Annotated in this window: 21 protein-coding genes; 14 read left to right on the forward strand and 7 right to left on the reverse strand. The window is 70.1% G+C overall.

The genetic code is table 11. The features are described from left to right. Nucleotides 1-3 precede the first annotated feature (3 nt). The 6 genes from EL493_RS20270 to EL493_RS20295 are packed head-to-tail and all read left to right on the forward strand — an operon-like array spanning nucleotide 4 to nucleotide 8,266. Entirely contained in the window at nucleotides 4-1,461 is a 1,458-nt protein-coding gene (locus EL493_RS20270; RefSeq protein ID WP_019047150.1) for a flavin-containing monooxygenase, read from the forward strand. Then, nucleotides 1,461-2,333: a short-chain dehydrogenase/reductase gene (locus EL493_RS20275; protein ID WP_019047151.1), complete on the forward strand. Its 873-nt coding sequence runs from the start codon at nucleotides 1,461-1,463 to the stop codon at nucleotides 2,331-2,333. Before EL493_RS20270 ends, EL493_RS20275 begins: the two co-directional genes overlap by 1 nt. Next, nucleotides 2,330-3,280 carry an alpha/beta hydrolase gene (locus tag EL493_RS20280; protein WP_019047152.1) on the forward strand — a complete coding sequence of 317 codons (951 nt, stop codon included), beginning with the start codon at nucleotides 2,330-2,332 and terminating at the stop codon, nucleotides 3,278-3,280. The genes EL493_RS20275 and EL493_RS20280 overlap by 4 nt, the downstream gene beginning before the upstream one ends. Next, nucleotides 3,277-5,052, forward strand: coding sequence for a fatty acid--CoA ligase FadD11 (gene fadD11 / locus EL493_RS20285; protein ID WP_019047153.1), 1,776 nt, complete (start codon nucleotides 3,277-3,279; stop codon nucleotides 5,050-5,052). The genes EL493_RS20280 and fadD11 overlap by 4 nt, the downstream gene beginning before the upstream one ends. A 35-nt stretch (nucleotides 5,053-5,087) precedes the next feature. Then, nucleotides 5,088-7,559: an aminopeptidase N gene (gene pepN, locus EL493_RS20290; protein WP_019047154.1), complete on the forward strand. Its 2,472-nt coding sequence runs from the start codon at nucleotides 5,088-5,090 to the stop codon at nucleotides 7,557-7,559. Between the two features lie 38 nt (nucleotides 7,560-7,597). Next, nucleotides 7,598-8,266: a DNA alkylation repair protein gene (locus tag EL493_RS20295; protein ID WP_019047155.1), complete on the forward strand. Its 669-nt coding sequence runs from the start codon at nucleotides 7,598-7,600 to the stop codon at nucleotides 8,264-8,266. 199 nt (nucleotides 8,267-8,465) lie between these two features. On the opposite strand, the gene EL493_RS20300 is transcribed toward EL493_RS20295, so the two are convergent. Beyond that, a complete protein-coding gene (locus EL493_RS20300; protein ID WP_030202212.1) occupies nucleotides 8,466-8,936 on the reverse strand; it encodes a DUF4383 domain-containing protein in 471 nt (156 codons plus the stop codon). 304 nt (nucleotides 8,937-9,240) lie between these two features. On the opposite strand from EL493_RS20300, the gene EL493_RS20305 reads away from it, so the two are divergent. Next, nucleotides 9,241-10,785, forward strand: a complete 1,545-nt coding sequence (locus tag EL493_RS20305) for an acyl-CoA carboxylase subunit beta (protein ID WP_022566871.1) — start codon at nucleotides 9,241-9,243, stop codon at nucleotides 10,783-10,785. A 43-nt stretch (nucleotides 10,786-10,828) separates the two neighbouring features. Here the strand turns inward: EL493_RS20305 and EL493_RS20310 are convergent, their stop codons facing one another. Then, nucleotides 10,829-12,451 carry an FAD-binding protein gene (locus EL493_RS20310; protein ID WP_051719497.1) on the reverse strand — a complete coding sequence of 541 codons (1,623 nt, stop codon included), beginning with the start codon at nucleotides 12,449-12,451 and terminating at the stop codon, nucleotides 10,829-10,831. Nucleotides 12,452-12,593: 142 nt separating this feature from the next. Here EL493_RS20310 and EL493_RS20315 point away from each other — a divergent pair, with 142 nt between their 5' ends. After that, nucleotides 12,594-14,231 carry an FAD-dependent monooxygenase gene (locus EL493_RS20315; protein ID WP_019047159.1) on the forward strand — a complete coding sequence of 546 codons (1,638 nt, stop codon included), beginning with the start codon at nucleotides 12,594-12,596 and terminating at the stop codon, nucleotides 14,229-14,231. Here the strand turns inward: EL493_RS20315 and EL493_RS20320 are convergent. Beyond that, complete coding sequence (locus EL493_RS20320) at nucleotides 14,228-14,878, reverse strand: hypothetical protein (protein ID WP_019047160.1); 651 nt, start codon at nucleotides 14,876-14,878, stop codon at nucleotides 14,228-14,230. The genes EL493_RS20315 and EL493_RS20320 overlap by 4 nt on opposite strands. Before the next feature lie 120 nt (nucleotides 14,879-14,998). Between EL493_RS20320 and EL493_RS20325 the strand changes: the two genes are divergently transcribed. Next, complete coding sequence (locus tag EL493_RS20325; RefSeq protein ID WP_022566869.1) at nucleotides 14,999-16,144, forward strand: AI-2E family transporter; 1,146 nt, start codon at nucleotides 14,999-15,001, stop codon at nucleotides 16,142-16,144. A gap of 3 nt (nucleotides 16,145-16,147) precedes the next feature. Here EL493_RS20325 and EL493_RS20330 read toward each other — a convergent pair whose 3' ends face one another. Together EL493_RS20330 and EL493_RS20335 are read right to left on the reverse strand one after the other, a co-directional pair. Beyond that, nucleotides 16,148-17,695, reverse strand: a complete 1,548-nt coding sequence (locus EL493_RS20330) for an MFS transporter (RefSeq protein ID WP_019047162.1) — start codon at nucleotides 17,693-17,695, stop codon at nucleotides 16,148-16,150. Then, nucleotides 17,692-18,288: a TetR/AcrR family transcriptional regulator gene (locus tag EL493_RS20335; protein WP_019047163.1), complete on the reverse strand. Its 597-nt coding sequence runs from the start codon at nucleotides 18,286-18,288 to the stop codon at nucleotides 17,692-17,694. The genes EL493_RS20330 and EL493_RS20335 overlap by 4 nt, the downstream gene beginning before the upstream one ends. 205 nt (nucleotides 18,289-18,493) lie before the next feature. Between EL493_RS20335 and EL493_RS20340 the strand changes: the two genes are divergently transcribed. Next, a complete protein-coding gene (locus EL493_RS20340) occupies nucleotides 18,494-19,768 on the forward strand; it encodes a metal-dependent hydrolase family protein (protein WP_019047164.1) in 1,275 nt (424 codons plus the stop codon). A 134-nt stretch (nucleotides 19,769-19,902) separates the two neighbouring features. Here the strand turns inward: EL493_RS20340 and EL493_RS20345 are convergent, their stop codons facing one another. After that, nucleotides 19,903-20,205 (reverse strand): hypothetical protein, encoded by a 303-nt coding sequence (locus tag EL493_RS20345; protein ID WP_019047165.1) that lies wholly within the window; start codon nucleotides 20,203-20,205, stop codon nucleotides 19,903-19,905. Between the two features lie 23 nt (nucleotides 20,206-20,228). Between EL493_RS20345 and EL493_RS20350 the strand changes: the two genes are divergently transcribed. The 3 genes from EL493_RS20350 to EL493_RS20360 all read left to right on the forward strand — a co-directional run bounded on the left by EL493_RS20350 (nucleotide 20,229) and on the right by EL493_RS20360 (nucleotide 21,957). Then, on the forward strand, nucleotides 20,229-20,399 hold the full coding sequence (locus EL493_RS20350) for a hypothetical protein (RefSeq protein WP_022566868.1): 171 nt from the start codon (nucleotides 20,229-20,231) through the stop codon (nucleotides 20,397-20,399). A 157-nt stretch (nucleotides 20,400-20,556) separates the two neighbouring features. Beyond that, nucleotides 20,557-21,312, forward strand: coding sequence for a class I SAM-dependent methyltransferase (locus EL493_RS20355; RefSeq protein WP_019047166.1), 756 nt, complete (start codon nucleotides 20,557-20,559; stop codon nucleotides 21,310-21,312). A 417-nt stretch (nucleotides 21,313-21,729) separates the two neighbouring features. Further along, nucleotides 21,730-21,957 (forward strand): hypothetical protein, encoded by a 228-nt coding sequence (locus tag EL493_RS20360; RefSeq protein WP_019047167.1) that lies wholly within the window; start codon nucleotides 21,730-21,732, stop codon nucleotides 21,955-21,957. Nucleotides 21,958-22,337: 380 nt separating this feature from the next. Here the strand turns inward: EL493_RS20360 and EL493_RS20365 are convergent, their stop codons facing one another. Next, nucleotides 22,338-23,417 carry an MBL fold metallo-hydrolase gene (locus EL493_RS20365; RefSeq protein WP_022566866.1) on the reverse strand — a complete coding sequence of 360 codons (1,080 nt, stop codon included), beginning with the start codon at nucleotides 23,415-23,417 and terminating at the stop codon, nucleotides 22,338-22,340. 284 nt (nucleotides 23,418-23,701) lie between these two features. On the opposite strand from EL493_RS20365, the gene EL493_RS20370 reads away from it, so the two are divergent. Beyond that, entirely contained in the window at nucleotides 23,702-24,499 is a 798-nt protein-coding gene (locus EL493_RS20370; protein ID WP_019047169.1) for an SAM-dependent methyltransferase, read from the forward strand. Nucleotides 24,500-24,530 lie beyond the last annotated feature (31 nt).

A 24,530-nucleotide genomic window follows, 5' to 3' on the forward strand; every position in this document is an offset into this window, starting at 1 on the left:
CCCATGCCCACAGAACACAGGCACATCGTCGTGCTCGGCGCCGGTTTCGGCGGTATCGGGCTGACGATCAAACTGCGCGAGGCCGGCTTCGACGACATCGTCGTGCTCGAGCGCGCCGACGACATCGGCGGCACCTGGCAGGCCAACACCTACCCGGGCTGCGCCTGCGATGTGCCGTCGCAGCTCTACAGCTATTCCTTCGCCCCCAACCCGTCCTGGTCGCGCACCTACGGCAAGCAGTCCGAGATCCTGGCGTACCTGCGTTCGGTCGCGCAGCGCTTCGATGTGCTGCGGCACGTGCGGCTGGGTACCGAACTGCTCGCGGCCCGCTGGGACGAGGACGGGTCGGTGTGGCGGATCGAGACCTCGCGCGGCGAGCTCACCGCCGACTACTTCCTCTCGGCCGCGGGCATCTTCGCCGAGGCGAAGTACCCGTCGCTGCCCGGCCTGGAATCGTTCGAGGGCACCGCGTTCCACTCGCTGCACTGGGACCACGACCACGATCTGACCGGCGAGCGGGTCGCGGTCATCGGCACCGGCGCCTCGGCGGTGCAGTTCGTGCCCGAGATCCAGCCGAAGGTGGCGGCGCTGACGGTGTTCCAGCGGTCCGCGCCGTGGATCGTGCCGCGAATGGACCGCCCCACGCTCGGGCTGGAACGGCTGCTGCTGCGGCAGCTGCCGCTCGCGCAGAAGGCGGTGCGTGGCACCTGGTACACGCTGATCGAGGGCTTCGGGCTGGTCGGGTTCGTCGACAACCGGTTCCGTCACCCGTACGAATTCCTCGGCCGGATGCAGTTGCGCCGCCAGATCCGGGACCCGCGCCTGCGCGCCAAGGTGACACCGGACTACATGATCGGCTGCAAGCGCGCCATCTTCTCCGACGCGTACCTGCCCGCGCTGGACCAGGACAATGTCGAGGTCGTCACCGACGGCATCGCCGAGGTGCGGGCGAACTCCATCGTCACCCGCGCCGGGCAGGAGATCCCCGTCGACACGATCATCTACGGCACCGGTTTCACCACCACGCCCGCCGTGTTCGATCGCATCGTCGGCCGCGACGGTCACTCGATCGGCGACCTGTACGCGAAGCGCCCGCAGACCTACCTGGGCGCCACGATGGCCGGATTCCCGAACTTCTTCTGCACCCTCGGGCCGTTCGGCGCGGTGGGCAATCAGTCGGCGGTGTACATGATCGAATCCCAGATCGCCTACATCGTCGACGCCCTGCGCACCCTGCGGGCCACGGGCACGCGACGGGTGGAAGTGCGCGCGCAGGTGCAGGACGACTTCCTCGCCGAGATGCGCACCCGCAGCGCGGACACGGTATGGCTCACCGGCGGCTGCGAGAGCTACTACACCACCGCCGACGGCGCGAACGCCGGCCTGTATCCGAGCTGGAGTTTCGAATACCGCCGTCGCACCCGGCGTTTCGACATCGAGTCCTACGAGGTGTCGGCATGATGGGGCTGCCCACGCTCAACCCGGTCCACTGGTTCGCGCCCGCCTACGACGTCACCGACAAGGTCGTCCTGGTCACCGGCGCCGGCCAGGGCATCGGCCGCGAACTGGTCGAGATCCTGCACGCGCGCGGCGCGATCGTCGCGGTCGTCGACATCGACGAGGCCGCGGCCGAGCGCGCCGCCGAGCCGCTGCGGCCCCGCGCGCACGCCCTGGGCGCCGATGTCGCCGACCGGGCGGGGATGCGCGCCGCGATCGACGAGGTGGTGGGGCGGTTCGGCCGCCTCGATGTGGTCGTGGCCAACGCGGGCGTCACCCCGGTGCCCGCGACCGTCCGGACGATGGATCCGGCCGATTTCGACCGGGTGCTGAGCATCAATCTGACCGGGGTGTTCAACACCGTCCATCCCGCCCTGGACCACGTCGTGCGCACGCGCGGGCATGTGGTGGTGGTGTCGTCGTGCGCGGCGTTCGCACCGGGCATGGGCGGGTCGCCGTACATGGTGAGCAAGGCGGCGGTCGAGCAGCTGGGCCGGGCACTGCGAGTGGAGCTCGCCGCGAGCGGGGCCAGCGCCGGGGTGGCCTACTTCGGCATCGTCGAGACCGCCATGACCCACGACATGCTCGACGCCGACGACCTCGGCCGCGAACTCGACGGTCTGCTGCCGTGGCCGCTGAACGTCCGGATCAGCGCCGAGCACGCGGCGCGCACCATCGCCGACGGCATCGCCCGGCGCGCACCGCGCACCATCGCGCCGAGCGGGTGGGAGCCCTACGCCCTGCTGCGCGGCGCGGTGAACGTGGTGCTCGACGGCAAGCTCGCCGCCGACGCGACGGTGCACGAGCTGGTCCGCGCGATCGAGCGACGACGGTGACCGGGGAACGCGGGTCCCTGCGGGCCCGCGCCGTGCGTCAGCTCTCGGCGCTCACCGCGGGCAGGCTCGCGGCGCTGGCACCGGTGAACGCCTACACGCTGCCGCCGTCGCGGCTGCTCATCGAGCAGGTGCTGCGCGCGGGCGCTCCGCCGCTGCGCGGCACGACCACCGAGGCCGTCGCCGAGGCCGGGGTACGCGGTGAGTGGGTGCGTGGCCCGCGGGCGGAGCGCGCCGACGCGGCGGTGCTGTACGTCCACGGCGGCGGCTTCGTGGCCGGTTCAGCGTTCGGGTACCGCGGCGTGGCATCCCGATTGTCCACGGCGACACAGCTTCCCGTGTTCACCCTCGACTATCGCCTCGCGCCGGAGCACCCCTTCCCCGCGGCCCCGTGTGACGTGGCCGCGGCGTTCCGGTGGCTGACGTCGCTGGGCTATCCGCCGGGCCGCATCGTCGTCGCCGGTGATTCCGCGGGCGGTTTCCTCGCGGCGCACCTGGCGATCGAGAACGCGGCGGCGGGAGGACCGCAGCCGGGCGCGCTGGTCCTGTTCTCCCCCATGGCCGATCTGCGTCTCGCGCTGGCCGCGGGGCATCCCGGCGCGCACCGCGACGGTCTGCTCTCCGAACAGGTCGCCCGCCGAGCCATCGCGCACTTCACCGACGCGCCGTTCGCGCTGCGGCCGCTGGACGGCATGCGCCTGCCGCCGCTGCTCGTCCACACCGGTGCCACCGAGTACTTCCGTGCCGACGCCGAACAGCTCGCGCACACCTGGCTGGCCACCGGCGCACCGTGTGAGTTGCGGGTGTGGCCGGATCAGATGCACGCCTTCCAGACCCTGCCCTCCGTCGTTCCGGAATCCCGGACGGCCTACCGGGCGGCCGCCCGGTTCGTCGCCGATCATCTCCGCACCGCCCCGGCGGTCGTGAACCAGAAAGTCTCCGCCTCATGAGCATCGCCCCCGTCGACACCCTGCCCGCCGCGTTCCAGCGGACCGCCGCGATCGACCCCGACGCCGTCGCCCTGCGTACGCCCGGTGACACCGTCACGCTCACCTGGCGCGAATACGCCACCCAGGTGCGTGCGGTCGCGGCCGGACTGGCCGGGCTCGGGGTGCGTCACGGCGACACCGTGGCCCTGATGATGAGCAACCGGGTGGAGTTCTATCCGCTCGAGGTCGGCGCCCAGCACCTGGGCGCCACCTCGTTCTCGGTGTACAACACCCTCCCGCCCGAGCAGCTGGCCTACGTGCTCGGCAATGCCGGTGCGCGGGTGGTGATCTGCGAACCGCAGTATGCCGAGCTGCTGGCCACCGCGGGCATCGACCTCGACCACATCGTGTGCGTCGACGACGCCCCCGAGGGCACGCTGTCGGTGGCGCAGCTGTTCGCCGCGGCCGCCGACGATTTCGACTTCGACTCCACCTGGCGCGGGGTGCGCGGCGACGACGTGGCCACCCTCATCTACACCTCCGGCACCACCGGCGCGCCGAAGGGCGTGGAGACCACCCACGCGGCGCTGTTGTTCCAGGTGACCGGGATCGCCGAGGTGCTCGGCATCGAATTCGGTGACACCATCACCTCGTTCATGCCCACCGCCCACATCGCCGACCGGCTGACGGCCCTGTACGTGCAGGAGGTGCTCGGCACCCAGGTAACCAGTGTCGGCGACGCCAAGCAGATCGCCGCCGCGCTGGTCGATCTGCGGCCCACCGTGTGGGGCGCGGTGCCGCGGGTGTGGGAGAAGCTCAAGGCCGCCATCGAATTCAAGGTCGGCGCCGAACCCGACGACGCCCGCCGGGCCGCCATGGAGTGGGCGCTGTCGGTGGCCGCGGCCCGCAGCCGTCACCAGCTGGCCGGCGAGCCCGTCCCGGCCGACCTGACCGCGGAGTGGGCGCGCGCCGACGAGCTGGTGCTGAGCAAGCTGCGCGCGGCCCTCGGCCTGGACCGGGTGCGCTGGGCGCTGTCGGGCGCGGCGCCGATCCCGCCGCAGACCCTGGGCTTCTTCGCCGGTCTCGGCATCCCGATCGCCGAGATCTGGGGCATGTCGGAACTGGCGTGCATCTGCAGTGTCAGCCATCCACGCGACGCCAAACTCGGCGCGGTCGGCAAGCTGCTGCCCGGCATGGAAGCCCGCCGCTCCGACGACGGCGAACTGCATGTGCGCGGCCCGCTGGTGATGAAGGGATACCGCGGCCTGCCGGAGCAGACCGCCGACGCGGTCGACGCCGAGGGCTGGCTGCACACCGGTGACATCGTCGAGATCGACGACGACGGCTTCCTCACCGTCGTCGACCGCAAGAAGGAGATGATCATCAACGCGGCGGGCAAGAACATGTCGCCGACCAACATCGAGAACGCGATCAAGGCGGCCACGCCGCTGGTCGGCGCCATGGCGGTGATCGGTGACGGCAGGCCGTACAACACCGCGCTGATCGTGCTCGACGCCGAATCGGTGGAACCCTACGCCCGCGCGCACGGCCTGGCCGACGCCTCACCCGCCGCGCTCGCCGTGGACCCGACCGTGCTCGCGGCCATCGAAGCCGGTGTGGCGGAGGGTAATACGAAGTTGTCGCGGGTCGAGCAGATCAAGCGGTTCCGGGTGCTGCCCACCTTCTGGGAGGCGGGCGGCGACGAGGTCACGCTCACCCTCAAGCTGAAGCGCCGCGTCATCGCCGACAAGTACGCCGACGAGATCGCGGACCTCTACGCGAGTTCGAGCTAGCCGCCCGTGTCGGACGGGAGTGGCAGGATCGTGGCGTGACTACCGCGAACCTCACCCGCTCCGAGACCGCCGCCCGCTCGGCGGCGGTCACCGTCCGCGACTACCGCGTCGACCTCGACCTCTCGGGCGCCGAGGACCGGGAGCGAGACGATTTCGCCACCACGACGACGGTCACCTTCGACGCCACCGGCGACCGGACCTGGCTCGACTTCCTGGGCCGGTCCGTCGAGTCGGTCACCGTGAACGGCCGCGAGGTGCCCGTCGACTTCGACGGTGCCCGCCTGACGCTCACCGACCTGCGCGAAACCAATGTGGTGACCGTGCGGGCCACCGCGGTCTACAGCCGGTCCGGGGAGGGCCTGCACCGATTCCTCGACCCGGTCGACGGGCAGACCTATCTGTACACCCAGTACGAACCCGCCGACGCGCGCCGCGTCTTCGCCTGCTTCGAACAGCCGGATCTCAAGGCGCCCTTCACCTTCGAGGTGACCGCGCCCGCGGGCTGGGAGGTGCTGTCCAACCGGCCCGCCCAGGCGGTCGAGCGCGACGAGGACCACGCGCGCGTCACGTTCTCCCCCACGCTGCCGATCTCCACCTACATCACCGCACTGGCGGCGGGCCCCTACCACCGCGTCGAATCCTCGTGGACCCGAGGCGAACTCACGGTGCCCCTGGGCGTGCTCTGCCGGGCGTCGCTGGCCGGCCACCTGGACGCCGACACCATCCTCGAGGTGACGAAGCAGGGCATGGACTTCTTCGCCGAACAGTTCGACTACCCGTACCCGTGGGGCAAGTACGACCAGGTGTTCGTGCCGGAATACAACCTCGGCGCGATGGAGAACCCCGGCCTGGTCACCTTCACCGAGGCGTACGTGTTCCGCGGCGCGGCCACCGCCGCGCAGTACGAGGGCCGCGCGAACACGATTCTGCACGAGATGGCGCACATGTGGTTCGGCGACCTGGTCACCATGGTGTGGTGGGACGACCTGTGGCTCAAGGAGTCCTTCGCCGATTTCATGGGCGCGCTGGCGAGCGCGGAGGCCACCGAGTGGACCGACGCCTGGGTGGCGTTCGCGAATCGCCGCAAGGCGTGGGCGTACGCACAGGACCAGCTGCCGACCACGCACCCGATCGTCGCCGACATCCCGGATCTGGAAGCCGCCAAACTGAACTTCGACGGCATCACCTACGCCAAGGGCGCCAGCGTGCTCAAGCAACTGGTCGCCTACGTCGGCCGGGACGCGTTCTTCACCGGCGCGCGCCGCTACTTCCGCACCCACGCGTTCGGCAACACGACGCTGGCCGATCTGCTCACCGAGCTGTCGGCCGCCTCCGGGCGCGATCTGACGGTGTGGGCGCGGTCCTGGTTGCAGACCTCCGGCATGTCGACGCTGACCCTGGCCGACGGCGCGATCACGCAGACCGATCCGCGTCCGCACCGGCTCGCCGTGGGGCTCTACGACTTCGACGCCGCGGGCGATCTGGTCCGCCGGGACCGGGTGGAACTCGATATCGTCGCCGACCGGACACCGGTCGACCTCGCGCCCGCGCCGCTGCGCCTGCTCAACGACGGCGACCTCACCTACGCGAAGGTCCGCCTGGACGCCGAATCGCTGACCACGGTGGAACACTCGCTGGACCGGGTCACCGACCCGCTGGCACGCGGACTCATCTGGTCGGCACTGTGGAACGCCACCCGCGACGGTGAACTCGCGGTCGACCGCTACCTGCGGATGGCGCGGGACTTCGCGCCCACCGAATCGAACACGGCCCTGCTCGCGGCCGTCCTTGCGAACGCGTCCTACGCCATCGGCCACTATCTGCCCGAGGACGCCCGACTGCGGTGGCAGCGTGACTGGCTCGAATCCTGCTGGGCCACTCTGCATTCGGCGGAACCGAAGTCGGGCACCCAGCTGGCGTTCGCGCGGGCGACCGCCGCCGCGGCCGGTATCGACGGGAGCCGGGCCAGTGAGATCAGGGGGATCCTCACGGGCGACATCGCGGCCCCCGACGGGCTGTCCCTCGACCCCGATCTGCGCTGGGCCCTGTGGACCGCACTCGCCGCGACCGGCGCCGCCACGGCTGTCGACCTCGATATCGAGCTCGCCGGCGACGACACCGCCTCCGGGCGAACGGCGCACCGCCGCGCGCTGGCCGCGCGGCCGGAGCCCGAGGTGAAGGCGGCCGCGCTGGCGGCCGCGCTCGGGGACACCACGCTCACCAACGATCACCTCGACGCCGTCGTCGACGGCTTCCGGGCCGGGCACCGCCGCGACCTGATCGCCCGCTACGACACCGACTATTTCGCGAACCTGCGCACGATCTGGGACGAGCGCAGCATCGAGATCGCCCGGCGGCTGGTGCTCGGGCTGTTCCCCGCGGCCGATTCCCTCGATGCCGTGGACACCTGGCTCGCCGACAACGCGGACGCGCCGGGGGCACTGCGCCGCCTGGTACTCGAACAGCGTGACCATCTGGCCCGCGACCTGCGCGTGCGCGCCGGATAGCGGGTCGTACCCTCGACAGCGGACGACAGGAGACCCCTATGGCGACCGATGCCGCAGTGCGTGCGGTTCTGGCTGAACTGGCCGCCCTCGAGGATCCGAGGATCCGCGCGGTGAACGAGCGGCACGGCGACGACCACGCCGTGAACCTCACCCAGCTGCGCGCAGTGGCCAAGCGGCGGAAAACCCACCACGAACTGGCGGGTGCGCTCTGGGCCACCGGCGACACCGCCGCCCGCCTGGTGGCGATCCTGATCGGCAAGCCCAAGGCCTACACCGCCGCCGAGCTGGACGCCATGCTGCGCGATGCCAGGGTGCCGAAAGTCCAGGACTGGCTGATCAGCTATGTCGTGAAGAAGAGCCCGCACGTCGAGGAGCTGCGCGTGGCCTGGTTCGCCGACAACGACCCCGTCGTCGCGAGCGCGGGCTGGGTACTGACCAGCGCCCGGGTGGCGAAGAACCCGGACGGGCTGGACCTGGCCGGGTTGCTCGATCTGGTCGACGCGCACATGAAGGACGCGCCGGACCGGCTGCAGTGGTCGATGAACGAGTGCCTGGCGACCATCGGCATCCACCACCCCGGCCTGCGCGCCCGCGCGATCGAGATCGGCGAGCGGCTCCAGGTGCTCGCGGACTATCCGACGCCGCCGAACTGCACGTCGCCGTTCGCGCCGAGCTGGATCGCGGAGATGGTCCGCCGCCAGGGCTAGGCGGCCGAGCGGTCGAGCGGTGATCGCCCGACCTCTGATCATCGGTGCCGGTTTGCGGTGAGTCATCCCGGGTACGCGACCGACGTCCCCCACGCCGGGCCGATCCCGGGCCACCGACGACCCTCCCGGTGCCGCGTTCGCGACACCGGGGAAAGGCGGAGAAGGTGAGAGGGGATGCGAGCGGAGGCGCGGGCACCGATCACTGTGTCCTTCCGGTGATCGGCCGCTCCGTCGGCAGGGTGCGCGGCAGCGCCAGTCCCAGCACGATCATGCCCAGGCCGAGGCCGAGGTGCAGCCAGTTGTCCGCATCGTTGAGCGGGACGAAGTTGGCGTCGCTGTGCTCGTCGACGAACAGCCCGTACAGCCACAGCGCAAGATAGATCAGCCCACCGCCGATCAGGAACGTCCGCGCGGACGCCGCGGCGGCCGCGGCCAGGATTCCGGCGAACCCGAAGAGTAGATGCACGATGTTGTGCAGCACCGACACCGTGAAGATCCCGAACAGCTGCGCCTGCGAGTGATGCCCCGCCCATTCCAGACTGCTGTAGTCGGTGGTGATCCCGGGAATGAATCCGAGCACACCCACCAGAAGAAATGTAAATCCCACCACCAGGGCGCCGATCTGCACCGGCGACCGAGCGGTTCCACTACCAGTCACACGAGTCGACATGGCACTGTCCTCTCACCCTCAGGGACAGCCACCGAACCCCCGGCGACCATCCGTTTTCGCGGACAACCGGCACATGCCCGATGCTGCCCCGGGCAAACAGCCCCGACCAGGCTGTTTCGACACTCTCGACAGGCGCCGCGGAGCCTGTCACCCGGACGGCAACCACCGGTTCCGATGGGCGGGGCGGGAGTTGGTGAGGGGTCACAAACCCGTGTGAGGGCGGGGGGACGGGGGCAGCGGTAGTGTTGCTACGGCCCACCGGACGCGGTGTCGGCGTTCCACTGCGACAAACTGGATGTTATTGATGAGTGCTACTGCCGAAAAGCTTGCCGACCTGCGAGAGAAACTGGTACTCGCGCAGGAACCGGCCGGAGAGGCGGGAGCCGCCAAGCGAGCACGCAAGGGCATTCCCTCGGCCCGCGACCGCATCAACATGCTGATGGATCCGGGCACCTTCGTCGAGATCGGCGCCCTGGTACGCAACCCCACCGACAAGAACTCCCTCTACGGCGACGGCGTCGTCACCGGACACGGTCTGGTCGACGGCAGGCCGGTGGCGGTGTTCTCGCACGACCAGACGGTCTACGGCGGCACCATCGGCGAGATGTTCGGCCGCAAGGTCGCCGCGATCATGGCCCTGGCGGGCAAGATGGGCTGCCCGCTGGTCGGCATCAACGACTCGGGCGGCGCCCGCGTGCAGGAGGCGGTGTCCTCGCTGCGCTGGTACGGCGAGCTGGCCACCATGATGGAACCGCTCTCGGGCGCGGTGCCGATGGTGTCGCTGATCCTGGGCAACTGCGCGGCGGGCGCGGTGTACCAGCCGATCTGCACCGACGTGGTGGTGGCCACCGAGAGCGCGCACATGTTCGTCACCGGCCCCAAGATCATCGAGGACGCGATCGGTGAGAAGGTCGACATGGAGGAGCTGGGCGGTGTCTACAACCAGGCCGCCTACGGCAACATCCACCACGTCGCCAAGGACGAGCCGGCGGCCTTCGCCTGGGTCCGCAACTACCTGAGCTACCTGCCGTCGAGCTCCACCGAGCTGCCCCCGATCGTGAACCCCGGCCTGGAGCCGGAGCTCACCGAGTCCGACCTGATGCTGGACAAGCTGGTCCCGGATTCGGACAACATGGTCTACGACATGCACGACGTGCTGCTGCGCATCTTCGACGACGGCGAGTTCCACGAGATCGGCGCCGCGGCCACCGAGAACCTGATCACCGGCTTCGCCCGCGTCGACGGCAGGCCGGTCGGCGTGGTCGCCAACCAGCCGACGGTGCTGGCCGGCGCCCTGGACGCCAAGGCCAGCGACAAGGCCGCGCACTTAATCCACATCTGCAACGCCTTCGAGATCCCGCTGGTGCTGGTCGTGGACACTCCGGGCTTCCTGCCCGGCGTCGAGCAGGAGAAGGCGGGCGTGATCAAGCGCGGCGGCCGGTTCCTGTTCGCCTACGTGGAGGCCACCGTCCCCAAGGTGACCGTGGTGATCCGCAAGGCCTACGGCGGCGGCTGGGCCGTGATGGGCGCCAAGGCGCTGGGCTGCGACGCCTACCTGGCCTGGCCCACCGCGCGCATCGCGGTGATGGGTGCGGAGAGCGCGGTCGGCCTGACCCAGCGCAAGGTCCTCGAGGCCACCCCCGAGGAGCAGCGCGGCGCGATCCGGCAGCAGATGATCGACTTCTACAACGCGACCATCGCCACCCCGTGGATCGCGGCCGAGCGCGGCTACATCGACCGGGTCATCGAACCGTCGTCGACCCGCCTCGAGATCCGCCGGGCCCTGCACCTGCTGCGCGACAAGCAGGTCGTGCGCTACCCGCGCAAGCACCACCTGCTGCCGCTGTGATCGTGCGCGGGCGGGTGCGGATCACGCGCCCGCCCGCGCCGGTTCAGCCTTTGGCGCTGTGGGTTCCGGCGCGCCGGCCGGAGAACACGCAGTCGGCCAGCGACAGGCCGCTGACGTAGGAGTTCGAGCAGACCCCGACCGCGGTGCGGCCCGCGGCGAACAGGCCGGGGATCACGCCGCCGTCCTCGGTGCGTACGGCGCCGGTGTCCTCGTCGACCAGCAGGCCGCCGAGGGTGAGCATGGGCATCGGGTAGGTCAGCCGCGCGCTGAAGGAGATGTCGAGCAGCGCGAACGGTCCCTTCCGCAGCGGGCGGCGGATGTCGGCGGGCTTGCCGAAGGGGTCGGGACGGCCGTCCTCGATGGCTCGGTTGTGCTCGTCGACGGTGGCGCGCAGGGCGGCCGCGTCGATGCCGGCGCGGGCAGCGACGGCCTCCACGGTCGGGCCCGCGGTGCGCCCCATCCGCAGCAGCCGTTCGGTCTGCATGCGCTGGAACCACACCGATTGCGGGCCCAGCTGGGCTCTGGCCTCGGCTTCCAGGTCGGCGTCGACCAGCAGCCAGGCCCGATGGTGCGGTGCCGTCGCGATGGCGGCGCCCAGCGCGGCGCCGTAGCGGGATTCGTCGATCATGCGCTGCCCCAGCTCGTTCACCGCGATCGCGCCGAACATGCTGCTGGGCGGCGCGATGAACCGCCAGGTGGAAAGAGCGTCCATCTTGCCGGTGGCGGCGCCGAGTTCCCGCGCCAGGATGATGCCGCTGCCGTCGTCGCCCGCGGTGCCCAGCGGCAGCCCCTGCGCCCAGGGGTAGTCCGGGGCGTGCAGGCCGACCATCAGTTCGTTGGCGATGAAACCGCCGGTCGTGAGGATCACGCCGGTCTCGGCCCGGATTCGCACCGGCAGGCCGTGATTGCGTTCGATGCGATCCAGCAGCTTCTGCACCGCACGCCGCAGACCGGGGTGGTACACACCGGGTTTCGCGGAGATCTTGGCGAGCCGGGCGAACCGGCGCCGCACCCCGGCGGGCGCGTGATCGATGGTGACCGCCTCGACACCGGCCACCCGCCCGTCCTCGACGACGAGCCGTGTCACCCGGGTACCGGTCCGCACCCGCACGCCGCGGGCGGCGGCCGACTCGGCCAGCGGACCGAACAGCGCCTTCCCCGAGACACCGGGCCCGTGGGCGCGATGGCCGCGCTGGCGTGGCTTCGCGAGATCCCGGTACCCACCGGAGTTCTCGCTGCCCGAGTAGTACAGGTAGTAGTCGTCGGTCGGATACGACGTCTTGTACGGGCACAGCGAGGCCTGGAACGGCACGCCGTGATCGGTCAGCCAGTCGATCATGGCCGGGGATTCGGTGCAGAACCGGCGCAGGGTTTCCGCGCTCACCGCGTCGCCGACCTCGGCTTCGAGGTAGGCCAGCATGTTCTCGACGTCGTCGTCGACACCGGCCGCGCGCTGCACCGCGGTGCCGCCGCCCGCGTAGACGATGCCGCCCGACAGCGCGGTCGCGCCGCCACCCAGGTACCGGTCGAGCGCCAGCACCTCGGCCCCGGCCTCGCGCGCGGCCAATGCCGCCGCGACCCCCGCTCCCCCGTACCCCACGACCACCACATCGGCTGAACTGTCCCAGGCCCGCACCTCGACCACCTTCCTGCGTGGACGCGACATCGGGTCCACCTCCCGCGACTATAACGTGTTCTAGAAATGTGGGCGGCGGATCACCGGCCCGGCGCGGACCATGGTCGCGATGCGGCTCCCGGCGTACGATCAGCAAACGACCCTGACGCCGTCCAGCACGAGGTGATGCCTGGTGATCGACACGGAGGTTCTCATCGTCGGCGCCGGTCCGGTGGGATCGGCGGCGGCTGTCGAATTGGTCCGACACGGCGTGCGCTGCCGCCTGGTGGACGCGCTCCCCGCGCCGACCCACTACGCCAAGGCGGTCGGGATCCAGCCCCGGACGCTGGAGGTTTTCGAGCAGATGGGCGTGCTGCGGGAGATCCTGGACGCCGGAATCCAGCTGCGCGGTCAGTACCTCTACACCAACGGCACCGAGACGGGCACGACGGATCTGACGTTGCCGCCCGATGTGCCGTTCGGGTTCGTCGGCATTCCGCAGTACGCGACCGAGCGGATCCTGTGGGAGCGCTTGGCGGCCACGGGAATCCGCGTGGAGCGGGGTGTCGAACTGGTCGGCTTCAGCCAGGACGGCAGCGGGGTCGAGGCCGTACTGTCCGACGCCCACGGCGAGCACACGGTCCGCGCGCGGTTCCTGGTGGGCTGCGACGGCGCCCACAGCACCGTCCGCAAGGCGCTGGGCCTGACTTTCGAGGGCGCGGCGTTCCCGGAGCAGTACATGCTCGGCGATGTGGAACTGGACTGGTCGCAACCGCGTGGCTACGGCGTGCGCGCGATCCACCAGACCGACGGGGTCACCGACGACGCCCTGGTGTGCATCCCGCTACCCGGCCGCAACCGCTACCGCGTCTCCATGCGGGTGCCCACCGACCGCGAGGTCGGCGTCGCGGGCTCGGAGGCGGTGGAGCACGGCATCGGCGCGGGACCCGGCCCGGATCTGGCCGACATCCAGGCCGTGCTGGACCGGTTGTCGCCCGAACCCGTGACGGCCTCGCACCTGCGCTGGTCGTCGACCTTCCGGATCAGTCATCGCATCGTCGACTCCTACGGGCGCGGCCGGGTCTTCGTCGCCGGCGACGCGGCCCATATCCATCCGCCCACCGGCGCGCAGGGCATGAACACCGGCATCCAGGACGCCCACAATCTGGCGTGGAAGCTCGCGCTGGCCGTCGCCGGTGGCGGGGCGCCGGGGCTGCTCGCCAGCTATGACGCCGAACGCAGGCCGGTCGGTGAGGAGGTCGTCGACCGCACGGTGCGCCACGCCCAGCAGGGCATCGGCGCCGGCGAGACCGATCGCGACCAGGTGATGCGGCGGGAAGCCCAGCTGCTCATCGACTACCGGGACAGTCCGCTGGTGACCGCGTCGCCGGCCGACTGGCCCTCCCCCGCCGCGGGATCCCGCGCGCCGGACGCGACCGGCCTGACCCGCGACGCCGTCACCGGCGCCTTCCGGCTGTTCACCCTCTTACCCGGCCGCCACCACACGCTGCTCGCCTATGCCGACCGTGCGTGGGACGCCGACGCGGTCGACGACTTCGAGGGCATGGTCGAGGATCTCCGCGACGCGACGGACGGCGGACTCGACGCGTACCTCGTCACCGCACCCGATGCCGAACTCGCCACGGCCGTCGTGCCCGTGATCCGGGACCGGGACGGCGATTTCACCCGCCGCTACCGGCCGGTGCCCGGCAGCGTCTTCGTGGTCCGGCCCGACGGATACCTGGGCTACGCCGCGGTGCCCGCGTCATCCGAGGATCTCACCCGCCACCTCGCCGCGACCTTCGCGCTCGAGCCGGTGGGCACCCGCTAGCCGCCGAACGGATACTCGTCGCACAGGTCGCCCGCGAACCGGTGCGCGGCGTGCTCGCGCAGGCGTGGGCCGTAGACCGGGTCCGTGGCGAGGGCGGTGTAGGTGTCGAACTCGCACCGCACCAGTCCCGCCGCTTCCGCGACGTAGACGTCGAACCCCGGGTACATCAGTCCCACGAACGGCATGTCGTCGATATCGAGGGCCAGCACCGGGTATTCGCCCGCCGAGTCCGGTTCGCCCACCGCCAGCACCCGCCGCGAGTCGGAACCGCCCGGCAGCAGGAAGCATTCGGCGAAGCGCTCGGCCAGCGGCGCGAAGGCCTCGCCCCACGGGGCGCCGAACTCGTCGGCCACCAGCTGGTCCAGGCTTCGCGGCGCGAAAGCGCCGTCGGGGGTGAACCATCCGTGCCGCGCGAACAGCGAGGTGTCGAAGGCGAACCATTCCCGGAGTGCGGGCGAGAGCGGGCGCCCCGACGGAAAGACCGCGGTGGTCAGCACATCCTGGGGCATCGGGCTCGCCGCGCCGTCCACCCACGGGGCGTGGCCGACCCAGGCGACCGGCTCGTACATCGGCCGGTCGGGTGTCGGCCGCACGGCGTCGATGACCCGTCTGGTCAGGGCGGCGCCGTGCAGAACGTCGGTTGTCATGGGCCGCAACGTAACAGCCCCCACCGACACCCGCACCCCCTGTTCCACGCGTGAGCCGGGCGATGTGTTCGGCCGCGTCGGTACCGGATTCCGGGCCGTACCGGGGCGACACTGGGATCCGTGGACGACTCCAACGACACGGCTCCACCGTCGGGCGCGCGGACCCGGATGCCACCGTGGCTACCCAAGGCCATGGTGCTGGGCCTGGTGTTCTTCGGCCTGTTCCTGCTCGCCGACTGGGCCTTCCACCGGCTGATCGGGATCCTGATCATCCTGCTGGTGTCGTTCTTCGTGGCCTTGGCGATGGAGCCCGCCGTCGCGGTGCTGGTGCGCCGCCGGGTGCCGCGCGGACTGGCCGTCGCGCTCGTGTTCCTCGGCACCTTCGCCTGTGTGCTGGCGTTCCTCGCCGCCCTGGTGACCCTGCTGGTGGAGACCACCACGAATCTCGCCCGCGAGACCCCACGCCTGCTCGACGAGGGCATCGATCGGGTGAATCGCACCTTCGGACAGCACTTCACCATGGACGACCTCAGCCAGCGGCTGCTGCGCGAGTCCAGTCTCATCGAGGGCTACGCCCGCACCGCCGCCGACAGCGCGTGGGGCGTGTCGACGACGGTGCTCGGCGGCTTGGCGCAGGTGCTGTCCATCGCGATCTTCAGCATCTATCTCACCGTCGGCGGCCCGAAGGTCCGCCGGACCGTCTGCACACTGCTGCCCCCGGCGCGTCAGCAGACCTTCCTGCACGCCTGGGATCTGGCGATCGACAAGACCGGCGGCTACCTGTACTCGCGGGTGCTGCTGGCGATCGTCTCCGCGGTCGTGCACGGGGTGTTCCTGGCGATCCTCGGCCTGCCCAATCCGGTCGCGCTGGGTGTGTGGTTCGGGGTGATCGCGTCGTTCATCCCGACCTTCGGTACCTATCTCGCGGCGATCCTGCCGGTGTTCGTCGCGCTCACGGTCGATCCGATGGACGCCGCGTGGATTCTGCTGTTCGCCGTGGTGTACCAGTGGTTCCAGGATTACGTCCTGCAACCGCGGATCACCGCGCGCACCGTCGACGTGAACGCCGCGATCGCCCTGCTGGCGGTGCTGGCCGGCGGTGCGCTGCTCGGCCCGGTCGGCGCGCTGCTGGCCATCCCGGCCACCGCGACCGTGCAGGCGTTCCTGTCGCAATACCTGAAACACTATGCGGTGGTCGAGGATCCGCGCATCGATCAGACGACCGCCCGCCGGAGCCGGACCGCGAGCCCGCCCGCCGAGGACTGACGGTCAGTGTTCGCGCCCGGTGATCGTCAGATCGCGCGGGATCAGCACCGTGGCCACCGTCGCCGCGACGAGCATGACGACGAACCCGACCAGCCCGGTCCGGGTGAGCGAGTCGACGAACGCGTCCCCGGCCCGCGCGGCGAGCTCGGCCGACCCGGTCTGCGCGGCGATCTCCATCGCTCCGGCCAGCGACTCGCGAGCCGCGTGCGCCTGTTCCGCTCCGAGCCCGGTCAGCGCGGATCCCTCGGCCAGGTGCGCGCCATAGCTCGCCGAAGCCACACTGCCCAGCACGGCCACGCCGAGCACACTGCCCAGTTCGTAGGAGGTTTCCTCCAGGGCGGCGGCATTGCCCGCCTTCTCCTGCGGGGTGCCCGCCATGATGATCGCCGACCCGACGGCCAGTGAGCTGCCGCCGCCGCCGAGCAGCGCCAGAGCCACCGCGACCCAGGGATACGACAGCGGTTCCGGCGCCAGGACGATGATCAGGAAACCGATCCCCGCGACGGCCAATCCCCCGCCGAGCACGTTGCGCGCACCGAGGCGCTGCGCCAGCGCGGGCGCCACCGGCGACACCACCATCATGGCGATCGCGGCGGGCAGCAACGCGACTCCGGCCTGCAACGGCGAGCGTCCCTGCACCAGCTGCAACCACTGGGCGACCAGCAGCAACAGCGCGCCCATCGCGAACATCGACGCCAGCGCCGCGAGAATCCCGCCGGTGAACGGCGCGCGCCGGAACAGCCCCAGATCCAGGATCGGCGCCGGGCTGCGCAGGCAGCGCCGGACGAACCAGGCCAGGACCAGCCCGGCGGCGGCGAGCACGGCCCAGGCCGTGGGGTCGTCGAAGCCCTTCTCGGCGAAGTGCTTGATCGACCAGACCAAGCCGACCATGCCCACGATCGAGGCGAGCGTGGCGGCGAGATCGAACGGCGGCGGGTGGGGACTGCGGTACTCCGGCAGGATCAGCAGCCCGGCCACCACCGCGACCGCCATCAGCGGCACGTTGACGAGGAAGGCCGAGTGCCACGAGATGTGTTCGAGTAGCAGCCCGCCCACGACCGGCCCCACCGCCATGCCGACCGCGGAGACCGCGGCCCACACCCCCAGGGCGGTGGCGCGTTCCTTCGGATCGGTGAAGATCACCCGCAGCATCGACAGCGTCGTCGGCATCACCATGGCGCCGCCGACACCGAGCAGCGCGCGCAGGGCGATGAGCGCGGCCGGTGTGTGCACGAGCAGCACCGCCAGCGAGACGCCGCCGAAGACGGCGAATCCGGCGAGCAGCATGCGTTTGCGCCCGAAGCGGTCGGCCAGTGCGCTCATCGGGACGAGCAGCCCGGCCAGGATCAGGGAGTAGACGTCGACGATCCACAGCTGCTGGGTGGCGGTCGGCGCCAGGTCGGCGGCGATGTGCGGCAGCGCGACATTGAGGATCGTCATGTCGACGGCGATCACCGTCAATGCCATCGACAGCACGGCCAGCGCCGACCAGCGGCGCCGCGCGCTCAGCCCGGCGGACGCGGGGACCGCCTCGTCGCGGAGGGTGCTCATGCGTTCTCCTCGGTGGTGCTCGCGCGTGGTGGCATCAGCGCGACGACCGCGCGGGTGATGGTGTCGAGGTCGAGTGGCTCGTCGTGCAACATGGCATGCAGTGCCGCGCCGTCCATGTACACCGCCACCGAGCGGGCGCACGCGGGATCGGTCCACGCCGACAGCGTCTCGACCACGCCGTCGAACCAGCGCACCGCCAGTTCACGCAGATGCGGCTGGCGCAGGGCTTCCAGGTAGAGCGCGGTGTCGACGCCGACCCGGTGCCGGTCACTCAGGTAGGCGTGCGTGAATTCCGCGATGGGGACCGGGTTTCCCGCGCTCGCGGTCACATCACGCCGGAACTCGACGAGTGCGTCCTCGAGTTCGCGGCCGAGCAGCGCCAGCGCTTCCTCGCGCAGTTCGTCCAGCGAGCTGAAGTAGTAGGTGGTCGCGCCCAGCGGCACGGCGGCGCGGTCGGCGACCCGGCGGTGGGTGAGGTCGCCGCCCCCTTCCACCAGCAGTTCGCTCGCCGCCGCGACGATCGCCCGGCGACGGGCCTCGGGGTCACGCCGGCGCGGCGCGACCGGTGCTTTCGCGGGGGTGTCGGAACTCATCGATGTCCTCCGGATCGGTGCGGCAAGTTCGTGTACAAATGTACATGTACATCTGTACACAAGCTAGCCAGGTGCGGTCGGGGTGCCCCCGACCGCACCCTTCTTCTGCGCGTTGACGGTGGAAACCCGCAGGTCGCGTGGTTCAATCAGGCCAGCTGGTGCATCACTCGACCCGTTCCGACCGGTTACGAGAACAGAGGCTGCGATGGCGACGACGATCCTGCTCACCGGTGCGACGGTCTGGGACGGCCTCGCCGACACCCCCGCCGGCGTGCGCGACATCCTGGTGTCCGGCGACCGCATCAGCCGGGTGGCCGAGCAGATCCCGCCCACACCGGACACCGAGGTGATCGATCTGTCCGGGCACACGGTCACCCCGGGCTTCATGGACTGCCACACCCACGTCTCGATCACCCCCGACCTCGTCAGCACGCTGGTCCTGTCCCCGGCGGGCAATGTGCTGCGGTCCCTGCCGATCGTGCGGACCATGCTGCGCAACGGGTTCACCACGGTGCGTGATCTGATGAGCACCGACCCGTTCTTCGGTGTGATCGATCTGCGCGATGCCATCGCCGCGGGCATCGTGCCCGGTCCCCGCATGCTCGTGGCGCCGCACATGATCTCCGCGCGCGGCGGGCACGGCGACTTCTGCTCCGCCCTCGCGCCCCAGTTCCAGCAGCTACCGTCCCCGCTCGAACTGGCCGCGGCCGACGGCCCCGACGAGATCCGCACCCGGGTGCGCCAGGAGATCCGCGGCGGCGCGGACTGGATCAAGTTCGGCGCCACCGGCGGCTTCTCCAGCCCCTCCGACGATCCGGCCGACACCACCTATTCGCAGGAGGAGATGGACACCCTCGTCGCCACCGCCCGCGACCTGGGCCGACCGGCCACCCCGCACTGCTACGGCGACGAAGGGGTGCGCCGCGCGGTCCGCGCCGGTGTCCGCAGCATCGACCACGGCAACCTCGCCACCAAGGACACGCTGACGATGATGGCGGACAAGGGCGTGTTCCTCATCCCGACCCAGTTCACGATGCTCGACGACGCTCGCCGCGCCGGCGACGACGCCTACTGGGCGGGCAAACCCGTCTACAAGCGCCGCAAGTTCCAGCGCTACCAGAAGCAGATCCTCGATGGCGCCGAGCACGTGGCGAACAGCGCGGTCGAGATCGCCTTCGGCACCGACGCGGGCATGTTCCCGCACGCCGAGAACTGGAAGGAGTTCCCGGAGCTGGTCGCCAACGGGATCACCCCGGTCCGCGCGCTGCGCGCCGCCACCAGCGTCGCCGCCCGCCTGCTCCAGCTCGACGACCTGGGTGTCCTCGCCGCCGGCAAGATCGCCGACATCATCGCCATGCCGGGCGACCCGTTCACCGACATCCAGGTCACCGGCAGAGTCGATTTCGTCATGAAGGAGGGCACCGTCTACCGGCGCCCCGAAAGCGAACCCGATTCGTCAGCCCCAACAGGGCCGCGGTGAGCACGTAGCCAGACCGAAGTCCCGCATGTTTCCGCCGCAGCAGCCATCGGCCCGCAGTCGGACGCGTTGGCAGAACAGGCACACCATCTCGCCCGACAGTGGTGAGCCCAATACCGCGGCGCCGGGACTTCCGGTCAGAACGACGACAGAACTTCGGCCCTGCGCCACAGCATGAGAACGATCGCCGAGCGCGCCGAGCGCGCCGATCGCGCGAAGCCGAGCAAAAGCCGAAACGCCGTCGCGGAGAGCCAGGTTCTGGCTCCCGTCCGCTGGGCCGGGAGCAAACCTGCCGCTGACAGCGCGACCGCCGCTGCGCCGGGCGCGATGAAGCTGCCGTACAAGAGAACAGGGCTCCATCGCGGTACACCCGGCCGGTTCACCATCTCGACGAGAACGACTGTCGCGATCGTCAGCAGACCAGGCGACGATCCGCCCATGGACCCGCAGTGCGCCGTCGGTCATGGTGCGCCGCTGCCCCGACGCCGGGCTGGCCCTGCTGTCCTACGACCAGGCCCGTGACCTGCACGCCGCCACCGCGCTCGAGAGGCCCGGTACCGGATGGGACCTGCACGAACTGCGCCATTCCAGCCTGACCACCTCGGGGAATCCGGGGCCAGTCAGCTGGACCTGATGGCCCAGTCTCGGCACCGCATTGGTGCCGAGCACAGGCTCGGGTGCCCGGCAGGTCTGCGGGCCCAGTCCATAGTGGACGATCGTCGAGTAGTCAGAATGATTGTCTGACAAGGCATTACATCGAAGGCATGTGCGGGCGTGCCAGGATGGGCCGCATGACTCCCGTTCCGGAAGGCACCGCGCTTCCTGCCGATCCCGCCCAGGCGTACGACTACGACAGCATTGCCGAGGGGTATACCGCGGAGAACGAGACCAGCCTGCTGAACGCTTACTACGAGCGGCCCGCGGTGCTGGATCTCGCCGGGGACGTGAGCGGGCGGCGGATCCTCGACGCCGGGTGCGGATCAGGTGCTCTCTTCGCTGAACTGCGCGATCGGGGTGCCATGGTGACCGGCATCGACGCGAGTGCCGGAATGCTGGAGATAGCACGACGCCGACTGGGCACCAACGCGGACCTGCGAATCGCCGACCTCGCGAATCCGCTTCCGTTTCCCGACGGCGCATGCGACGACGTCGTCGCATCCCTGGTGCTGCACTACCTGCGAGACTGGGGACCGACACTGACCGAGTTGCGACGCGTCCTCGAGCCCGGCGGTCGGCTCATCGTCTCGGTCGAGCATCCTTTCGCCATCTGGCTAACCGAACGCTCGGCTGGGGAGAAGACCGACTACTTCCAGACCCGCGAGCGGATCGAAGAGTGGACCATGGGCGGGCAGTCCGCCCGGTTGCGTTTCTGGGACCGGCCGCTGCACGCGATGACCGATGCTTTCACCGCGTCGGGTTTTCGCATCAGTGTCATCAGCGAGCCGCCGCCGGCGCCTGCGGCCCGCGATCTGTTTCCGGAGGTGTTCCGTGAAGTGATCGGCGAAAGCTTCTTGGGTTTCCTGTTTTTCGTCCTGCAGACAGACTGAACGATTGCGACCCGCGCCACCGACGAAGCAGCACATCGATCACGCCGAACGCCCTACAACGCCGCTGGTCTTGAATTAACGGTACTGCCGACGAGTACCAGACACGCCGATGATCGATAGTCCCGTTCAGCCACACAGCCGAATCCGCAGATCGCACTGAACACGACTCCGACAATCGGCAGTCGGCGGCTCGACTCAGTTCATCCACCGCCCGGCTCGAGGCCCGGCCACCCTGGTTCCCAGCCCCTCGTAGGCGCAGCACGTAATACCTTGTGGCCCAATCGATCACCGCGTTCATCGCCAGATTTTCGGCCCCGGGGGTGATTCAGGCACGCAGGAACGGGAATCCCCGGCTCATCACGAGGGGCAGCCGATCCGGACTTTCGCCCCGGCCCGGCTACCGATTCGGAGACCTTCATGGAGCACCTGTTCCGCACCGCGAACACCGTGCCGTTCGCCGCGGCAGCGCCAGGGCTGCCCGCCGCCGACGATCACCTGGTGGTGCGCCTGCGCGATCGGCGCTTGCGCGCGCTGCTGGTCACCGCGGCCGGGCTCTCGCCACAGAACCAGCTGCGGCTGGGAGCTGTCGCGGAAACCCTGAGCGAGACCGAAGGCCTGCACCACCGCTACATCGCCGACCTCTGATCACCGGCCACGGCGCGGAGTCGCGACCGCGCACGGCCCGATCAGCACTCCCAACGACGCCGCCGGGCAGGTATCGCACGCTCCGGCGACGACACCCCCGCGACCGAAGCGTGGCGGCGGCACTCCACGCGACGTCGCGTGACAGGAGTCGGTTCGCGGGGGCGCGTCGAGGCCGGCAACGGCGAGCTCATCGCGGCTTCGCAGACCTAGAGTCCAAGAAGCGGCGAAGAAGGGCATCGTCTCGATCCAGGCCGTTGCAGCCGGCGCCACGGTCACCGACTTCGTCGCGGACGGCGAGCAGCGGCCCGGCTGAGTGGTCCGCACGTTTGGGGCAGTCCTTCGGTGCATTCATTGAAGTCGACTTCATGACGCACCGCGACTCAGATCGGGAAGGTGAGCCGGGCGGGGTTCAGGTAGTTGTCCGGGTCGCGGAGCATGATCAGTTCCGGGCGGGCGGTGGCGGGGATGCGGTCGAGTTCGGCGGAGAGGGCGGCGGTGTAGCGGTCGCCTGGCGTGGTGAGGACCGGGAGCCAGTTGTCGTGGTGGCTCGGTGCGAAGATCCGCGGGCGCAGGGCTTCGACGTAGGTGCGCGGGTCGCGGAGGCCGTTGGTGAGCTGGTTGAAGCCCTGGATCGCGCCGAGGTGCAGGTCGGTGGGTGGCAGGGCGGCGAGGTGTTCGAGGACGTGCGGTGCGCGGTCGGCGAGTGGACCGCTGGTGTCGTGCCAGGTCAGGGCGAAATCGCGGATGCGCAGCTGGTACAGCAGGCTGCCGCCCTCCTCGTCGCCGAGGTGCGCGACCGTGTCGCACAGGTCGGCCGGGGTCGGCGGATGCTGCGCGATCCCGGACAGGTCCGGGATCGGGAAGAACGGCGCGGAACCGGCCTGGCTCCGATCGGGTGCGGTCATGGTCGAATGCAGGTGGCGCACCACGGTCATCGATACCGTGCCGTCGAGGGTTCGCTCGTAACTCTCACCGGTCGGCGATTGCGCCGAACCGAGTTCGGCACAGGCGATCTCGCTGCCGGCGGCCTGGGCGCGGATCGCTCGGCAATGTTCGGCGGTGCCGTAGACCATCGCCCCGGATTCCCGGGCGAGGAATCCCGCATCGGCGGCGTGGTCGAAATGGCCGTGGCCGATGAGGATGGCGACCGGGCGCAGGGCCGCGACCTCCTCTCGCGAGGTCGGGACGTATCCCGAGCTGGCACCGCGCGGCACCCAGGCATCGAGCAGCACGACCGTACCGCCGAGCGAGACGGCGAAGCTGGTGCAGCCGAACCATGACACGATCACCCGATCCGGTCGGGTCGCCCCACTCGCCTGATCGACGTTCTCGGCGCCGAAGAACCTGCTGCGGGCCGCGATCAGGGCGGCGTCCGCGGGCCCGGCTCCCGCGCGGCCACCGGCGGCGACGACAGCCCCCGCACCCAATCCCGCGACGAGCGCGGTTCTTCTGCTGATCACCGGATATTCCTCCGCCCTGGCCAATTTTTCGTCCGGTCCACACCGATGTCGGATCGGATCATTCGAGCAGTAAATCAGATTCATCCATGAATCCGATACGTTTTGCCATCGAGTAGCTGGGCCGCTCGTGGCGGCTCCGGCCTGGCAGGATCCGCGCACCCCCGCGATAGGGAACCCCGAACCGGATGAATCTTGTACTGTCGCAACCGATCAGATGTTGTGCCGCTGACGGCCGCTTCAGCCTCGGTGGCCGTTACTGTCGATTCTGCAGAGGAGCAAGGCCCGTGGCCGACGTGCACACCCCGGTGATCCGGACAGACATCCCCCATTCCGCCCGCATCTGGAACTACTGGATGGGCGGCAAGGACCACTACGAGATCGACAAGGTCGCCGGTGACGCCGGCCTGGCCGTCGACCCCGAGATCGCGACCATGGCCGTGCAGTCGCGGCAGTTCCTCATCCGCGCGGTGCGGTACCTGGCTCGCGAACGCGGCATCCGCCAGTTCCTCGACATCGGCACCGGGCTGCCGACCATGCAGAACACCCACGAGGTCGCCCAGGGTGTCACGCCCGACGCGCGCATCGTGTACGTCGACAACGACCCGCTGGTACTCACCCATGCCCGCGCGTTGCTGACCAGCACCACCCCCGAGGGCGTCACCACCTACATCGACGCCGACTTCCACGAGCCCGAGCGGATCGTCGCCGACGCCCGCAACGTGCTCAACTTCAACGAGCCGATCGCCGTGATGTTCATGGGCGTGCTGGGGCATGCCCGGACCTACGAGGACCTGCTGCGGATCGTGCGGACCGTGATCGGCGAGGTGCCCTCGGGCAGCTACCTGATCATGTGGGACGGCACCGACGACAGCCAGGCCTACGTCACGCTGTGCGAGAACTACACCGGCACCGGTGGTACGCCGTACATTCCGCGGCCGCAGGCCCAGATCCGGGCCGTGTTCGACGGGCTGGAGCTGGTGGAGCCCGGTTTCACCAGCATCACCCAGTGGCGGACCGAGGCAGTCGAGGTCGGCGCGGCACAGCCGATCTCCGCGTACGGCGCCGTGGCCCGCAAGCCCTGATCGCCGGCACCGGCAGGCCGTCTCGGCCTGC

The sequence above is a fragment of the Nocardia asteroides genome (assembly GCF_900637185.1).
Classification (GTDB): domain Bacteria; phylum Actinomycetota; class Actinomycetes; order Mycobacteriales; family Mycobacteriaceae; genus Nocardia; species Nocardia asteroides.

What these genes read in the sequence shown, in the direction of transcription:
- EL493_RS20270 (WP_019047150.1), top strand. Translation starts at nt 4, where the DNA reads ATGCCCACAGAACACAGGCACATCGTCGTGCTCGGCGCCGGTTTCGGC.
- EL493_RS20275 (WP_019047151.1), top strand. Translation starts at nt 1,461, where the DNA reads ATGGGGCTGCCCACGCTCAACCCGGTCCACTGGTTCGCGCCCGCCTAC.
- fadD11 (WP_019047153.1), top strand. Translation starts at nt 3,277, where the DNA reads ATGAGCATCGCCCCCGTCGACACCCTGCCCGCCGCGTTCCAGCGGACC.
- EL493_RS20295 (WP_019047155.1), top strand. Translation starts at nt 7,598, where the DNA reads ATGGCGACCGATGCCGCAGTGCGTGCGGTTCTGGCTGAACTGGCCGCC.
- EL493_RS20300 (WP_030202212.1), bottom strand. Translation starts at nt 8,936, where the DNA reads ATGTCGACTCGTGTGACTGGTAGTGGAACCGCTCGGTCGCCGGTGCAG.
- EL493_RS20305 (WP_022566871.1), top strand. Translation starts at nt 9,241, where the DNA reads ATGAGTGCTACTGCCGAAAAGCTTGCCGACCTGCGAGAGAAACTGGTA.
- EL493_RS20310 (WP_051719497.1), bottom strand. Translation starts at nt 12,451, where the DNA reads ATGTCGCGTCCACGCAGGAAGGTGGTCGAGGTGCGGGCCTGGGACAGT.
- EL493_RS20320 (WP_019047160.1), bottom strand. Translation starts at nt 14,878, where the DNA reads ATGACAACCGACGTTCTGCACGGCGCCGCCCTGACCAGACGGGTCATC.
- EL493_RS20330 (WP_019047162.1), bottom strand. Translation starts at nt 17,695, where the DNA reads ATGAGCACCCTCCGCGACGAGGCGGTCCCCGCGTCCGCCGGGCTGAGC.
- EL493_RS20335 (WP_019047163.1), bottom strand. Translation starts at nt 18,288, where the DNA reads ATGAGTTCCGACACCCCCGCGAAAGCACCGGTCGCGCCGCGCCGGCGT.
- EL493_RS20340 (WP_019047164.1), top strand. Translation starts at nt 18,494, where the DNA reads ATGGCGACGACGATCCTGCTCACCGGTGCGACGGTCTGGGACGGCCTC.
- EL493_RS20345 (WP_019047165.1), bottom strand. Translation starts at nt 20,205, where the DNA reads ATGGGCGGATCGTCGCCTGGTCTGCTGACGATCGCGACAGTCGTTCTC.
- EL493_RS20350 (WP_022566868.1), top strand. Translation starts at nt 20,229, where the DNA reads ATGGTGCGCCGCTGCCCCGACGCCGGGCTGGCCCTGCTGTCCTACGAC.
- EL493_RS20355 (WP_019047166.1), top strand. Translation starts at nt 20,557, where the DNA reads ATGACTCCCGTTCCGGAAGGCACCGCGCTTCCTGCCGATCCCGCCCAG.
- EL493_RS20360 (WP_019047167.1), top strand. Translation starts at nt 21,730, where the DNA reads ATGGAGCACCTGTTCCGCACCGCGAACACCGTGCCGTTCGCCGCGGCA.